The sequence below is a fragment of the Microbispora sp. H10836 genome, assembly GCF_012999525.1.
In the GTDB taxonomy this organism is placed as follows: Bacteria; Actinomycetota; Actinomycetes; order Streptosporangiales; family Streptosporangiaceae; genus Microbispora.
Genome location: NZ_JABBWU010000002.1, coordinates 545,308 through 560,608 on the forward strand (window position 1 = coordinate 545,308; position 15,301 = coordinate 560,608).

Sequence of the window (15,301 nt, forward strand, 5' to 3'; positions counted from 1 at the left end):
CTCAGGGTAGAAGAAGCGGCAGCGCTCGTTCGAACGAACGCATCCAGTACGGCCAGGTGTGGGTGCCGTTTCCGTAGAAATCCGTCGTCACCTTCACCCCGGCCTTCTCCGCGGCCCTGGCGAAGTTCAGGTTCTGCCGCATGATCGCGGCCTCGGTGTGATCGGTCGTTCCGCCGCTCTGACGTCCCGGGTCCAGCGGACCGGGCTCGCCGTCGCCGGAGGACGCGTAGAGGCGCACGCCCTTCAGCCGCCCGGCGAGATCGGCGGGATTGTGCTCCGGCCAGGCGCTCGGGTCGCCCCACAGGTCCTCGGTGTCCACGCCGTTGTCCGCCATGAACGACCGGTATCCGGGGACGTCGTCGCGAATGTCGAGCACCCCGGAGAACGACGCCGCGGCCTCGAACACACCGGGATGCCGGGCGGCGTAGACGAACGCGCCGTATCCGCCCATGGAGAAACCGGCCACCGCGCGGCGCGTGCCGGCGCCGTACCGCGGCTCGACCAGGCGGGGCACCTCGGTCATGTGGAACGTCTCCCAGCCGGGGCCGTCGCGCCAGTCGGCGTACCAGCCCATCGAACCGCCCTCGGGGACGATGACGACGGCGTCGAGGCGGGCGGTCAGCCGGGCCGTCTCGCCCGTCCGCAGCCAGTCCCAGGCGCCGCCGGCGCAGCAGCCGTGCAGCAGGTAAAGCACGCGCCAGCCGGTGGAACCCGGTTTCCAGCCGGCGGGCTTAAGCACCCACACGGAGCGCAGCCCGCCCGTGGCCGGGGAGTCGATCACGAGTTTGTCCGTCCGCCCGTCCACGGCCTCCTGCGAGACGAGCTTGGCCGAAGCCGCAGCCGTGGAACGGACGGGCGGCGGCGCCGCGGACTCGGCGGTGCCCTGGCACCCGGTCACCATGACGACGAGCACGAGCCACGTCAGGATCTTCTTCACGGGGAGCTGCATTTCATACCGATCACCCGCCGTCAACCCCGGAGAAGGGTGCCGCGTAGGCGAAGAGCCCACGAGGCGGCGGCACCGGTCGATCGAACACCCGGACCTGGAAGAACTTCCCCCACTTCGGCTCGGGGGCCGTCACACCGTACGTCTCCGAGTGCTGGAAGCCGAAGCGCGAGTAGTACGCGGGGTCGCCGAGCAGCGCGACCAGCGGCTCCCCGAGCGCCTCGGCCGCGCCGAGCACGGCGTGCACGAGCGCCGAGCCCACGCCCCGCCGCTGATGGGCGGGGTGCACGGCCAAGGGGCCGAGCCCGAGCACGGGCACGGTCCCCACGTGGGCCCTCGTGCAGACGACGTGACCCGCGATCCCGCCGTCCGGCGCCGGCGCGACGAGCGACAGCTCCGGCAGCCAGCCGGGATCGGCGCGCAGTTCGTCGAGCAACGTCACCTCGACCGGCAGCCCGCCCGCCCGGCCGGGGCCGCGGGCCGCCTCGTAGGGGGCGAAGGCGGCGGCGACCACCGCGCGGACGGCCTCGACGTCGCCGGGGTTCTCTCGTCTGATCAGCATCCGGCTAGCCTGCCGCCCCGGCTCGACTTCCGGCAACGTACGCCGCCGGGGACCGTCACGTCATCCCGCCCAGATGGCGGTGATCACGTGGTGACATCCCGTAGGCGGCGCGGAAGGCGCGGCTGAATGTCGTCGCATCGGCGAAGCCCCAGCGGGCGGCGACGGCGTTGATGGAGCGGGAACTCTGCCGGGGATCGGCGAGATCGCGGTGACATTGTTCGAGGCGGCAGCGGCGGATCCAGGCCGCCACGGTCACGCCCTGGTGCTGGAAGAGCTTGTACAGGTGCCGGACGGATATCTGGTGTGCCGCGGCGATCGTCTCAGGGGTGAGGCCCGGGTCGCCGAGTCGCTGCCGGATGAAGTCGTGGATCGACGACAGCAGGGCCTGCCGCCGCGACTCGGGTGACAGCAGGGCCGTGGCCTCGATCCGGTCGGCGTAGGCGGCCGCGATCAGGTCGAGGGTGACGGCGGCCACCGCCGGCGAATCGCGAGTTGTGAGCCCTTCGGCGTTTTCCGCCAGGTGCCTGAGATGCCCGGCCAGGACGCCGGTGATGCCGGGCCGGACGGGAAGCGGCGCGGCGGCGAGCTGCCCGACCATGTCGGACCGCAGACCGAGCGCGACTCGGGGGAACTGGACGAGCAGCGACTTGGCCGGGTCGTCGTCGGTTCCTCGCCACCCTTCGTACGGGCGGGAGGAATCGACGAGGAGGAAATGTCCGGCCTGGACCGTGACGTTCCGACCTGCCTGACTCAAGCCGCAGGCGCCCTGGAGGAGAAGATGCAGCTGGAAAACCTCCGGATCCGACTGCCGGATGAGCTTCGAAGGCCGGTTCGCCCGCAGCGTGTTGTGGCTCATCACCGAGAACTGCAACCCGCCGAGGTCGAAGACCCGCGCCGACGCGTTGAAGCGCGCGGGGTGGTCTGTGGCCAGCCAGCTGTGCACATGTGCCCGTGACATGGCGTCGTACCAGGAGGGAAACCGATCCCGGACAGCCAGATCTTCGGTGCTCCATTCCAGAATCTGCATTACTCGTCCCTCGGCAGGTCATCGCTGCGGGGAATCGCCGCTCCGCCGCCAAGCGCTCTTTCTCCTTCAAATCCGCCGAGGAACTAACTTAGCAAGCTAACTTAGCTTATACAAGTTGCCCGTGGGTGGACAGCGCTGCCGCGATCTCTCCTGTGCACAAATCGCCGTGCGCCGTGCAGAGAACGCGAATGACTCTCATTCCGGAGCCCGGCATGCTCACGACATGGCCACTGGCTGATCAACTCGCCGGCGGTTGGAGGGCGATTCTTCCCGCGCCTCGCCAGAGCGTTTGGAGTGTGACGAGTCATGTGGTCTTCGCGTTTCCTGGTCCGGGCGACGACGGTGCTTCAGATGGCGTTGTCATCGGGACTGATCGTGACGGGGATGTCGCCGGCGGCGGCGCACGACGATCTCCCCCTCGTTTCGGTCGCGTTGCCCACGGGTGAGGCTCCGAAGCAACTGGCGGGAACAGCGGACGGCCTGCCGCACCTGGTCGGCGGCGACGCCACGCGGGCGGGCCGGTTATCGGCCCGGGAGACGGCCGGTCGCGTCAAAGAAGGGCTGCCCGTCGAGCAGCGGCACAAGACGTCACGCGAGCCGGCCGGGGGCGGGCTCGACAAACCTCCGCCGCTGCCGCCCGAGCTGAAGGCTCCCGCTCCCAAGGCGACCGGTTCCCCGGGCGTCGTGGCCCCACCGGCGGTGAAGGAGGGGAGGGCCGTCTCCTCCGACCGTCTCGCCGCCCTGGCCGCCGCCCGCCGCACCCGGACTCGCGCTCTCGTCCCGGGCGAGACGACCGAGAACTCCGTGACGTACGCCAACAGCGACGGGACCTTCACGACCGAGGTGAGTGCCGGCGTCGCCCGCGTCGAACGTGACGGGACCTGGGTGCCGGTCGACACGACCCTGGTCGAGCGGGACGGAGTGCTCCGGGCGAAAGCCGCCAAGGCGGATGTGTCCTTCTCCCCGGGCGGGTCGGCGAAGCCGCTGGTCAGGTTCGGCAAGAGTGAGAAGGAGACGCTCGATCTGACGTGGCCGAGGGCGCTGCCCAAGCCGGTGGTGAGGGGGAACACCGCCACCTACGTCGACGCGGCGGGTGACGGCGCGGACCTGGTCGTCACGATGCTGGCGGACGGGTTCTCCCAGGACGTGGTGCTCCGCGAGCGTCCGGAGTCGCCGGTGGAGATCACGATGGGGATCGAGTCCGACGGGCTGGCCGTCGCGCGGACCGCCGCGGGCGGCCTGGAGGTGCGGTCGGACGCGGGCAAGGTCGTTGCCGTGGCCCCGGAACCGGTCATGTACGCCGCGGGCGAGCAGGGCGCCCCGCCGACCGCCTCCGCGGCACCCTCGCCGTCCCCCGGGAAAGGCGGCGACCGGGAGGGTCCGGACGGGAAGATCGGGAAGATAGAGACGCGCGTCGTGAAGGAGAACGGCCGGCGGACGCTGGTGCTGCGGCCCGACGCCGAATATCTGAAAGATCCCGCCACACGTTATCCCGTCCGGGTGGACCCGACCCTGACCCTCACTCCGAGCGCGGACACCTATGTCGAGGGTCAGGTGTGGCGTGACGGGTCGTATTCGGTTGGGACGGGCTATTCCTCGTCGTCCACGCTGCGGGCGGGCACGTCGAGCCATTCCAGCTCCGACGACGTGATCGACCGGGCGTTCCTGCGCTTCGACACCTCGGGGATGCCGCAGGCGGCTTCGTTGTCGGCGGCGACGCTGACGCTGTGGAACACTTCGTCCAGCGCGTGCAGCAGTGTTTCCGTGACCGCCGCGCGGGTGACGCAATCCTGGTCCTCGGGCATCAACTGGTACTCCCAGCCGGACGCGGAGTGGTACGACGAGATCCCCGGCACGAACGGGTCGGGGTGCAGCTCGTCCAGCCCGAAGTCGATGAGCTGGGATCTGACGTACATGGCCCAGCAGTGGCTGGCGACTCCGAGCTCCAACCGCGGGGTGCGGCTGAGCGGACCGGAGGAGGGCTACACCTCGGTGCGCTCCTTCGCCTCGGCCGAGGCCAGTAGCAACAAGCCGACCCTGGCGCTGACCTACACCTTGCCCAACACCGCGCCGGCGGTGGCGACACCGTCGGCGGCGCCGACGGTCGCCGCCGAGACGGGTGGGGTGGTGACCTCGCTGACGCCGGTGCTGTCGGCGGTGCTGACCGACGCCGACGCCGGACAGTCGCTGTCGGCGGACTTCCAGGTGCAGGTGGGCGGCACCCAGGTGTGGAGCGGCACGGCCAGCGGCATCTCCTCCGGCGGCAAGGCGACGGTGGCGGTGCCCTCGGGCAAGCTGGCCGACGGCCAGACCATCACCTATCGGGCCCGGGCGTACGACGGCATCGAATACTCGGCCTGGTCCTCGTGGCAGACCGCCGTGGTCACGTCGATGCCGCTGACCGCGGTGACCTTCCAGCAGTTCACGCCGGTCGACAACAACCAGGTCGGCTCTCTGACACCGTCCCTGTCGGCGTACGCCCAGGTGCCGGGGGAGGCCGCCACCTCCTACTGGTACCAGGTCTGCGCCGGGCCGAAGGACAACTGGACCTGGTGTGAGTCCTCGACCTGGGTGAAGGGGGCCTGGACCGTCCCCTCGGGCAAGCTCCAGTGGGGCAAGACCTACTGGTGGTACGCCCAGGCCGCCACCAGCGCGGCCACGGCCACCTCGTCATGGCGGAGCTTCACCGCCGTTCCCGAGCAGGCGTCGATCAACGCCCTGCTCGCGGCGGGTACGGACGGCCGGGAGTTCAACCACGTCACCGGCAACTACACGCACACCGAGACCGATCTGGCGGTCGCCGCGGTGGGGCCGCCGCTGTCGGTGAACCGTACCTACAACAGCCTGGACCCCCGCAAGGACGGAGCCTTCGGCGCCGGCTGGACCACCCGCTGGGACACGCGGCTTGAGAACGAGCCGCTGACCTCCACGGTGCTCATCACCTATCCCGACGGGCGGCAGTGGCGGTTCGCGGCCAAGGGCGACGGCACCTACGCCTCTCCGGCGGGCACGTACGCCACCCTGGCCACCCAATCCGGTGGTGGCTGGCGCCTCATGGACAAGGAATCCACGTCCTACTGGTTCGACTCCGCGGGCCGGCTGGTGAAGGTCACCGACAGCCGCGGCCGTACGCAGACCCTGCAGTACGGCACGGACGGCAAGCTGGCCAGGGTCACCGGGGCGGGCGGCCGCTCCCTGACCTTCACCTGGGGCGGCGGCCATGTGACCGGCGTGGCCAGTGACCCGGTGGGCGGCTCGCCGATCACCTGGACCTACGCCTACGACGGCGATTATCTGGTCAGGGTCTGCCCGCCGGCCTCCGGCGGCGAGTGCGTCCGCTACGAGTACGGCGACGACTCGCAGTACCGCAGCGCGGTCCTGGACAGCAGGCCGGTCGGCTACTGGCGGCTCAACGAGACCGGCACCGGCATCGGCAGCGTGATCGCCAACATGATGAAGTCGGTCTCCGGGGTCGACGACGGAAGGATCGCGGGAACGACCGCCGACGCCACCGGGGGCACCCTGGCCCCGCTGACGGGATCGCCGGACACCGCCATGACCTTCAGGGGGACGGCCGGCTCGTCGTACGTGTCCCTGCCCCCGGGAGTCGTGAACGGCCTGGGCGGCGACACGACGATCGAGGCGTGGTTCAAGACCACGGGCTCGGGCACCATCCTCGGCTACCAGAACTCGGCCAAGGGCAGTCCCAGCGTCTACACTCCCGCCATCTACGTCGGCACCGACGGCAGGCTGCGCGGCCAGTTCTGGACGGGAACGGCCGCTCCGATCACCTCCGCCGCGGCGGTCAACGACGGCGACTGGCACCACGTCGCGCTGTCGGGAGCCAGGTCCACGCAGACGCTGTATCTCGACGGCCAGGAGGTCGGCTCCCTGACCAGGCAGATCGCCCATCTGGGTCAGTGGGACGCCCGCATCGGCTACGGCTTCGGCTCCTCCGGCTGGCCGGGCACGGTGAGCTCCGGCGGGCCCTTCCCCTTCGCCGGTTCCATCGACGAGGTCGCCGTCTACGGCAAGCCGCTACGTGCGGAGCAGGTCTCCACGCACTACCGCACCCGGACGGCGCGCCGTCAGCTCATCAAGATCACGCAGCCGTCGGGCCGGGTGAGCGCGGTGAACACCTACGCCGCCGACGGCGGCCGGCTGCTGACCCACACCGACCGCAACGGCGGCCTGTGGAAGCTGTCGTCCGCCGCGTATACCAAGGACTCCACGGGCGCGTCCCTCGCCACGGTCGCCGTCACCGACCCGCGCAACGGGACCCTGACCTACGTCAACGACGCCTCCCGTGACGACCGCCTCGTCTCGTGGACCGACCAGCTCGCCAAGACGACCAGGTACGAATACGACACCGGTGGTTTCGTCGCGAAGATCACCGACCGCAACGGCAACGCCCGGCAGTTCGCCAACGACGCGCGCGGGAACCTGCTGGCGAAGACCACCTGCAGGACGAGCGGCTCATGCGGCACGGAGTACTACTCCTACTTCCTCGACATCGGCAACCTTTTCGACGGCCGCAACGACCAGGTCGCCGAATACCGGGACGCGCGATCCGCCGACGAGAACGACGGCACCTACCTCACCACCTTCGAGTACGACCAGTACGGCGACAGGGTCAAACAGGCGGGACCGGTCACCCCCGGTTTCCCCTCGGGGCGTTCGAGGAGCTGGACCTACACCGACGGCACCGAGCCGGCGGAAGGCGGCGGCACCACGCCGGCCGGCCTGCTCAAGAGCGCGAAGAAGCCCAACGGCGCCGAGATCAGCTACCGCTACAGGTCCAACGGCGACCTCGCCGAGACCACTGACGCGGCGGGCCTGGTCACCCGGTTCGGCTACGACGCCCTCGGCCGCAGGACCAGCCAGACGGTGGTGTCGGCGGCGGAACCGGATGGTGTGACGACCCGCTACGCCTACGACGGCATGGGCCGCGTCGTCAAGGCGACCGGTCCCGGCGTCGCCAACGAGATCACCTCGGCCACCCACACCGCCGAGGTCCGCACCGCCTACGACCCCGACGGCAACGTCCTCACCTCCACGCTGGACGACCTGACCGGGTCCGACCCCGACCGCGTCACCACCTACACCTACGACGCCTTCGGCCGGGTCACGACCATGACCGGCCCCGAGGGCGGCGTCACGAGGTACTCCTTCGACGCCACAGGCGCGCTGGTCTCCGCGACCAGCCCGGCCGGCACCCCGCTGGAGTTCGGTTACACCCCGCGCGGCGAGAAGGCCACGGTCACCCTCAAGAACTGGACAGGCAGTCCGGCCGCCCCGCAGCCCGCGGCCGACGTGGTCCTGGCCTCCTACGCCTACGACTCGGCGGGACGGCCGGCCGCGAAGACCGACGCGATGGGCCGCACCACGCGCTACACGTACTGGGACGACGACCTGCTGTCCCAGGAGATCGCCGACGACGCTCGCCTCAACGGCTCGGCCACACCCCGCGACGTGGTGCTCGCCTCCTACGAGTACGACTGGGCCGGCAACCCGCTGAAGACGGTCACGGGTGGCGGGAAGACCCGGACCGACTACACCTACGACGCGGCCGGCCTGCTCACCTCTCAGACCCTGGACCCCGATGGCCTGGCGCGCAGGACCGGCTTCGGCTACGACGCCGACGGCAACGTCATCTCCACGACGAGGACCGCCGCGGGCACCTCGCGTACCGAGAGCGTGACGGCCGAGTTCGACGCCGCCGACCGCAGGATCAAGCAGATCGTCGAGAACGGCGACACCGACCTGATCACCACCTGGAAGTACGACGAACGCGGACTGGTCACCGAGGTCACCTCGCCGCGCGGCAACACCTCGGGCGCCGACCGGCTCGACCACACCGCCCTGAACCGCTATGACGCCGTCGGGCAGCTCGTCGAGACGAAGCAACCGCCGGTCGCCGTCGAGCGCGCGGGCGGCTCCCCTGCCACCCAGCGCCCGGTCACCCGGTACGGCTACGACACGGCCGGTGAGCGGACCGACGTCATCGATCCGGAAAACCGGGCCAGTTCCGTCGGCTACGACCGGACGGGGCAGATCAAGACGGCTACAGCGCCGTCCTACACCCCGCCGGGGGGCACCGCCGTCACCCCGGTCACCCGCTACGGGTACGACGCCGCCGGCAGGCTCACGTCGGTCACCGACCCGCGGGGCAACGTCACCACCAACACCTACGACGCCCTCGACCGGCTCGTCCGGGTGGCCCAGCCGCCGGCGACCAGCGGCGCCACTCCCGGGCACGCCGACTACACCTACACGTTGAACGGTGAACTGCTGTCGGTCACCGACCCCACCGGCGCTCGCCAGGAGGCCACGTACGACGACCTGGGCCGCCCGATCACCTCGACCGTCATCGAGCGCAAGCCCACCACAGCCGCGCTCACCTCGTACGCGACCTACGACGACGCGGACAACCTCCTGACCGAGAAGCGGCCCGGGGGCGACACCACAACCGCCACCGTCAACCCCGCCGGGGAGACCACCGAGCTGACCGATCCCGAGGGCGACACGACGACGTTCGCCTTCGACCTGGCCGGACGCCAGACCAAGGTCACCGATCCGCTCGGCAACGCCAGCAGCATCACCTACGACCTGGCCGGACACCCAACCGCGGTCCGGGATCTGGACTCCGGCGGCGCTATCGTCCGCACGCGCTCGTTCGACTACGACCGGGACGGCAACCCCGTCGGCCGCACCGACGCCGAGGGCCACAACACCACCTACGACTTCGACGCGCTCGGCCGGATCACGCGGATGGTCGAGCCGGTCAGCGCGGACGGCTCGATCACCACCTCGTTCGGCTATGACGCGACGGGTGCGCGCACCCGGTACACCGACGGCCGGGGCAACACCTCGATCACCACCTACAACAGCCTCGGGCTGGTGGAATCGGTGATCGAGCCGTCCACCGCCCAGCATCCGAACCTCGCCGACCGCACCTGGACCACGAGGTACGACGCGGCGGGCAATCCGGTGACGCAGGTCCAGCCCGGCGGGGTCACCGTCACCAACACCTTCGACAACCTCGGGCGGCTTACCCAGCAGGCCGGCAGCGGCGGCGGCACTGCCCCCACCGCCCCGAAGACCTTCGGCTACGACCTCGCCGGACGCGCCGTGTCGGCAGGCGACCTCACCTTCACGCTCAACGACCGGGGCCAGTTGCTGAAGACCGCCAAGGGCGGAGTCGACCAGGCGAGCTTCGCCTACGACGCCAACGACCGCCTGGTCCAGCGCGGCGACGCGGCCGGCACCACGACCTTCACCTGGGACGGCAAGGACCGGCTGAAGACGGCGGTCGACCCGCTCACGGGTGTCACCGTCGGCTACGACTACGACAAGGCCGGCCGTCTCACCTCCTCGACCTACGGCAGCGGCGGTCCGCGGCGAACCTATGGCTACGACGCCCTCGGTCGCCTGACCAGCGACGCGCTCAGGTCCGGGGGCGGCGCGGACATGGCGTCCATCACCTACGGCTACGACAAGGAGGACCGCCTGACCTCCAAGGTCACCTCCGGCACGGCGGGGGCGGGCGGCAACAGCTACACCTATGACTTCGCCGGCCGCCTGACCTCCTGGACCGACCCGTCCTCGGCGACGACGGCGTACGAGTGGGACGCGTCAGGAAACCGCACGCGGGCGGGGAACGACACCTTCACCTACGACGAGCGCAACCGCCTCACCTCCGGTGCAGGCGTGGACTACACCTACACCCCCCGGGGCACGCTCGCAGCGGCGACCAAGGACGGTGCGGTCAACGCCTACTCCTTCGACGCCTTCGACCGCATGGTCGGCGACGGGAACGCCGACTACACCTACGACGCGCTCGACCGGATGACCGGCCGCACCAGGGGCGGCACCACCACCGCGTACGTCTACGCCGACACGAGCAACGACCTGGTCGCGGTCACGGACGGAGCCGGAGCGGCTCAGGAGACCTACGGCCGGGGTGCCTTCGGCGACGTCCTGTCCGCCAAGATCGGCGCCAACGCGGGGCAGTTCCAGATGGCCGACAGACACGGGGACGTCGTCGCGGCCTTCACCGCCGGTGCCACAAGCCTCGCCGGCTCCACCGCCTACAACCCGTTCGGCCAGGCCGTCACCAGTACGGGCACCCGGTCCCAGCTCGGCTTCCAGGGCGAGTGGACCGATGGCGACACCGGTCAGGTCAACATGCACGCCCGCTGGTACCAGCCCGGCACCGGCACCTTCACCAGCCGCGACACCATGACCCTCGAACCGGATCCGTCGGCACGGGCCAACCGCTACAGCTATGGGATGGCCTCACCGCTGGTCATGATCGATCCGTCGGGTCATGCGCCCAAGGTCGACATCGGCGCGGACGGAGTCTGCCACGGCACCGTGGGCCAGTGCGATGCCTACTTCAACCCGCCCACCCCTGTCGTGAACCTCGGCCCCGGTGGCTTCGGAATCGACGAGAGCGGTACATGCCATGGCGACTTGAACGCCTGCACCAAGTACTTCGAGCACAACTACTGGGAGAATCTCGCCGCATCGGCGCCTCCGCCGGACCCGCGTTTCTACTTCTCGGATGAGCGCGCCAAGGAGCTGGGCGTGATGAACAACGGCCGCCCCATCGAAGAGGGGGTGCCGTACTGGAAGATGAGCGAAGAAGCCCGCAATCTCTATCTGCAGAACTACAATCCCATGATGACCAAGCAAGAGAATCAGGATCTTGCCGTCTGGGCGATGATGCAAACCAAGGACATCAAGGGGTTGGACCACATCATCGGCATGCTGCCGAGCGGTGGAAACGGTGTGACGGGAAAGCAGCTGTACTCCGCGTACCAGCAGGGGCAGAAGTTTTCCAAAGCACTCGACGACTGTCATGAGCACCTCAGTTCGAAGAAGTGCAAGCAACTGATCGCGCAGGAGTGGCTGAATCTTCGGGAATGGCTGTGCGAAGACACGACCGTGAAACCTTGTAAACCAAGCAGTGTCGCCAGGGCGTCGAGTGTCTGGGGTTTGCCGTTGAAGCTCGCCATGTTCCTCGCCAACACGAACCCGAACTTGAGTTACGACAAGTTCATGCTGGCGGTGGAGAGGTGGGCGGTAAGCGAAGGCGGGCACTGTAACACGAACCCGACGACAGGACAAAAGGTCTGCAGTGGGCTGCAGAGTGGCGTGCACTTCGGGCGCGGTGGGACGACCGTGGGGAACATCCTGCTGATCGACAACGCGACGCCTACCAAGATCCTACTGGATCATGAGGCGGAGCATATGAGGCAGTGGCAGTTCTACTACAATCAAACGCATTTCTGGCCGACGTTCCTCGTCTACTACATCCGCAACACCGATCCCCTCGACCCCTGCGTCAATATTTATGAGCGGGAGGCGGACCAGAAGGGTAATACTTACAAGTGCTGAGGAAGCTCTCCATAGCTGTCGCCAGGGCCTCTCACCGCCCGCGTTCGTACGGCCGGCGCACCTTGTCAGCCTGTTTGCTGCTGCTGACGGTGGCGGCGTGCCGCCCGCCCCTCGCGGACGACTTGCCGCGGCCCGTCGGAGTCGGTCGTACGGACGACGGACGGCTCAGGTTCGTGGTGCCGCTGTGCCCGGGGGAGTCCCTGTCCTCCTTCCTGGTTCAGGACCAACAGTCGCCACGCCTGCTGTGGAAGGTCTCGCAACCGACTGGGACAGAGGAACGGGCCGGGGTCATCGTGCTGGGGGACGCGCGTGGGTTTGAGAAGCAGGACATACCTCTGCAAGAGCCATTGCCGCCCATCCTCGATGTCACAGCACGTCTTACTGACGATTTTCCGATCGCCAACGCATTCCAGCTCACGGACATACCGGAAGACTTCGCCGGTACAGACCAAGTTCTGGGCCTGTCCGGGAGGAAGAGCTCGGAGGAGGATTTCCGGAGCAAGACCGAGGATGATTACTGCTAGACGCCGAAAGGCGGTCCCGGACGCGGGCCGCCTTCCGGCGTTAGGTGATCACTTCATCGCATCTCAGGTCGACCCGGGCGTCACGCCTGGCGGGGCGCTGACCGGCATGGTGTGCAGGCGGGGGCCGAAGGGGAGGGCCGCGCCGGTGTGGAGGACGATGCCGGCAACGAGGTCGTCGTCCAGACGGTCGGCGAGATGACGCAGACCGCGGTGCTGAGGTTGCGCGACCAGGCGGGGATGCTGCACCAGGGTGCGGGCCGATTGGTTCACCATCGCTGCTGGTCTGGTCGCAAGTGACCTGGTGAACTGGTCGTGGCCGTGTTGCGATCCGCTCGCTGGCCTCCGGCGGTGCGGGGGAGACGGGCGGTGGCACTACCCTGCCAGGGTGAGCGTGGATGTGTCCGTGGTTGTCCGCTATCGCAGGGCCGTGACGTACGGCGTGAACGCGCTGCTCGGCGCGCTGGAGACCGCGAAGGCGGAGTGCGACGTGCGGCTCGGGACCACCCCCGAGGAGACCGCGGCGCACATCGCGGGCAGCTCCGCGGAGCGGGTCCTGGTCCTCTGGTCGTTCTACTCGCCGGACGCCGAGGCGATGGCCGCCGAGCTGGCCGCCGTGCGCGCCCTCGCCGACGACCCCAGGGTCCTGCACATCGCCGGCGGAGTGCACGCCACCGCCGAGCCGCAGCAGGTCCTCGACGCCGGCTGGGATCTCGCCGCGATCGGCGAGGGCGAGCCGACGATCGTCGCGCTGGTCGAGGCGCTGCGCGCGGACCGGCCGCTCACCACCGTGCCCGGGCTGGCGGTGCGCGACGCCGACGGCGTCGCGCTGCGCACGCCACCGGCCCCGCAACTGCCGCTGGACGCCTTCCCGTCCTTCCCCGACCGGCGCCGCCACTTCGGGCCGATCGAGATCACGAGGGGCTGCGCCTACACGTGCCGCTTCTGCCAGACGCCCTTCATGTTCGGCGGCAGGTTCCGGCACCGCGGCGTGGACAGCGTGCGCGAGCACGTCCGCCGGATGGCCGCCCACGGTCTGCGCGACGTCCGCTTCATCACCCCCACCTCCCTCTCGTACGGCACGCAGGGGCCGGAGCCGGTGCTGGACGCCGTGGAGGAACTGCTGGCGGGCGTGAAGGAGGAGTTGCCCGCGAACGGGCGGGTGTTCTTCGGCAGCTTCCCCTCCGAGATCCGCCCCGAGCACGTGACGCCCGAGGCGATGCGGCTGCTCAAGCGCTACGTGGCCAACGACAACATCATCATCGGGGCGCAGTCGGGCTCCGACCGCGTGCTGGCCGCGGCCGGGCGCGGCCACGGCAGCGAGCCGGTGCGCGACGCCGTGCGCATCGCCGTGGAGCACGGCTTCCGCCCGAACGTCGACTTCATCTTCGGGCTGCCCGGCGAGACGCCGGAGGACCAGGACGCGTCCCTGCGGCTCGCCGCCGACCTCGCCGATCTCGGGGCGCGCATCCACACCCACACGTTCATGCCGCTGCCCGGCACGCCGTGGCGGGACGCCGAGCCCGCGTTCATCCCGCTGGACACGATGCGTGAGCTGGACCGGCTCGCCCAGCGCGGCGACGCCTACGGGCACTGGCGCAAGCAGGCCGAGCACGCGGCGCGGCTGGCCGAGACGGCCAAGGCCTACCCGCGCCGTGCCCGGCGCCGCCGTACCACCGACGGCTGACGTCCCCGCCCGCGTCGTCTGTCTAGAACTGCTGCGGGCGGGCCTGGTACGGCTCTTCGAGGAGGGCGATCTCCTCGTCGGTGAGCTTCAGGCCGACCGCGGCGAGCGCGTCGTCCACGTGGTGCCCCTTGGTCGCGCCGACGATGGGGGCGGTCACTCCCGGGCGGCCGAGCAGCCACGCGAGGGAGAGGGTCGCGGGGGAGACGCCGCGCTCGGCGGCGGTCCGCGCCACCCGATCGAGGATCGCCTCGTCGGCGGGCCCGCCGTACAGTTGCTCCTGCCTGGCGCCGTCGCCGACCTGCCGCGTCGTGTCGGCCGGCTTGCCCGCGCGGGCGAGCAGGCCGCGTGCGAGCGGGCTCCACGGGATCAGCCCCACACCCTGGTCGAGACACAGCGGGATCATCTCCCGCTCCTCCTCGCGGTGCAGCAGGTTGTAATGATCTTGCATGCTGACGAAGCGGGTCCAGCCGTTCTTGTCCGCGACGTGCTGGGCCTTGGCGAACTGCCACGCCCACATGCTGGAGGCGCCGATGTAGCGGGCCTTGCCGGCCCGGACGACGTCGTGGAGGGCCTCCATCGTCTCCTCGATCGGCGTCTCGTCGTCCCACCGGTGGATCTGGTACAGGTCCACGTAGTCGGTGCCGAGGCGGGCGAGCGAAGCGTCGATGGCCGACATGACGTGCTTGCGGGACAGGCCGTAGTCGTTCCTGCCCTCGCCCATGGGGAAGTAGACCTTGGTGGCGAGCACGTAGTCGTCGCGCCGGGGGAAGATCTTGCGCAGCAGCCGTCCGGTGACCTCCTCGCTGACGCCCGCCGAGTAGACGTCGGCGGTGTCGAAGAAGGTCACCCCGCCCTCGGCCGCCTTGCGCACGATGGGCTCGGCCTGCTCCTCGTCCAGGACCCAGCCGCCCCACTTGGCCGGCTCGCCGTAGCTCATCATGCCCAGGCAGATCCTGCTGACCTGCAGACCGGTGGTGCCAAGTCGTCGATACTCCATGCCAGCACCCTATTTCCCCCATCATCTGGCCGGGCGGGGTCTTGACAACCTCTGGCACAGCCCACGTGATCGGTGGCGTTCGAAGGGCGTGCGAATGGTGCCGACGGCTGCGGGGCATGTGCGGCACGGCCGCACGTGTGCTAGGTTGGTGGCAGTTGC

Annotated in this window: 8 protein-coding genes; 3 read left to right on the forward strand and 5 right to left on the reverse strand. The window is 69.6% G+C overall.

Going from position 1 to position 15,301, the window contains the following annotated elements:
• Window position 1: 1 nt before the first annotated feature.
• The 3 genes from HHX30_RS07170 to HHX30_RS07180 are packed head-to-tail and all read right to left on the reverse strand — an operon-like array spanning window position 2 to window position 2,466.
• Window positions 2–949 carry an alpha/beta hydrolase family protein gene (locus tag HHX30_RS07170; protein WP_211591648.1) on the reverse strand — a complete coding sequence of 316 codons (948 nt, stop codon included), beginning with the start codon at window positions 947–949 and terminating at the stop codon, window positions 2–4.
• 10 nt (window positions 950–959) lie between these two features.
• Window positions 960–1,508 (reverse strand): GNAT family N-acetyltransferase, encoded by a 549-nt coding sequence (locus tag HHX30_RS07175; protein WP_169980593.1) that lies wholly within the window; start codon window positions 1,506–1,508, stop codon window positions 960–962.
• A 55-nt stretch (window positions 1,509–1,563) separates the two neighbouring features.
• Window positions 1,564–2,466, reverse strand: coding sequence for a helix-turn-helix domain-containing protein (locus tag HHX30_RS07180; protein WP_169980595.1), 903 nt, complete (start codon window positions 2,464–2,466; stop codon window positions 1,564–1,566).
• Window positions 2,467–2,886: 420 nt separating this feature from the next.
• Here HHX30_RS07180 and HHX30_RS07185 point away from each other — a divergent pair, with 420 nt between their 5' ends.
• Complete coding sequence (locus tag HHX30_RS07185; protein ID WP_169980597.1) at window positions 2,887–11,937, forward strand: DNRLRE domain-containing protein; 9,051 nt, start codon at window positions 2,887–2,889, stop codon at window positions 11,935–11,937.
• 74 nt (window positions 11,938–12,011) lie between these two features.
• On the forward strand, window positions 12,012–12,461 hold the full coding sequence (locus HHX30_RS07190) for a hypothetical protein (protein ID WP_169980599.1): 450 nt from the start codon (window positions 12,012–12,014) through the stop codon (window positions 12,459–12,461).
• 63 nt (window positions 12,462–12,524) lie between these two features.
• Here the strand turns inward: HHX30_RS07190 and HHX30_RS07195 are convergent, their stop codons facing one another.
• Window positions 12,525–12,734 (reverse strand): hypothetical protein, encoded by a 210-nt coding sequence (locus HHX30_RS07195; RefSeq protein ID WP_169979854.1) that lies wholly within the window; start codon window positions 12,732–12,734, stop codon window positions 12,525–12,527.
• A 112-nt stretch (window positions 12,735–12,846) separates the two neighbouring features.
• Here HHX30_RS07195 and HHX30_RS07200 point away from each other — a divergent pair, with 112 nt between their 5' ends.
• Window positions 12,847–14,145, forward strand: coding sequence for a TIGR04013 family B12-binding domain/radical SAM domain-containing protein (locus HHX30_RS07200; RefSeq protein WP_169980601.1), 1,299 nt, complete (start codon window positions 12,847–12,849; stop codon window positions 14,143–14,145).
• A gap of 22 nt (window positions 14,146–14,167) precedes the next feature.
• Here HHX30_RS07200 and HHX30_RS07205 read toward each other — a convergent pair whose 3' ends face one another.
• Window positions 14,168–15,142 carry an aldo/keto reductase gene (locus HHX30_RS07205; RefSeq protein WP_169980603.1) on the reverse strand — a complete coding sequence of 325 codons (975 nt, stop codon included), beginning with the start codon at window positions 15,140–15,142 and terminating at the stop codon, window positions 14,168–14,170.
• Between the last annotated feature and the right edge of the window lie 159 nt (window positions 15,143–15,301).

Excerpts from the sequence above, each read along its gene's own strand:
- HHX30_RS07170 (WP_211591648.1), bottom strand. The coding sequence starts at position 949 with ATGCAGCTCCCCGTGAAGAAGATCCTGACGTGGCTCGTGCTCGTCGTC.
- HHX30_RS07175 (WP_169980593.1), bottom strand. The coding sequence starts at position 1,508 with ATGCTGATCAGACGAGAGAACCCCGGCGACGTCGAGGCCGTCCGCGCG.
- HHX30_RS07180 (WP_169980595.1), bottom strand. The coding sequence starts at position 2,466 with ATGTCACGGGCACATGTGCACAGCTGGCTGGCCACAGACCACCCCGCG.
- HHX30_RS07185 (WP_169980597.1), top strand. The coding sequence starts at position 2,887 with ATGGCGTTGTCATCGGGACTGATCGTGACGGGGATGTCGCCGGCGGCG.
- HHX30_RS07195 (WP_169979854.1), bottom strand. The coding sequence starts at position 12,734 with ATGGTGAACCAATCGGCCCGCACCCTGGTGCAGCATCCCCGCCTGGTC.
- HHX30_RS07205 (WP_169980603.1), bottom strand. The coding sequence starts at position 15,142 with ATGGAGTATCGACGACTTGGCACCACCGGTCTGCAGGTCAGCAGGATC.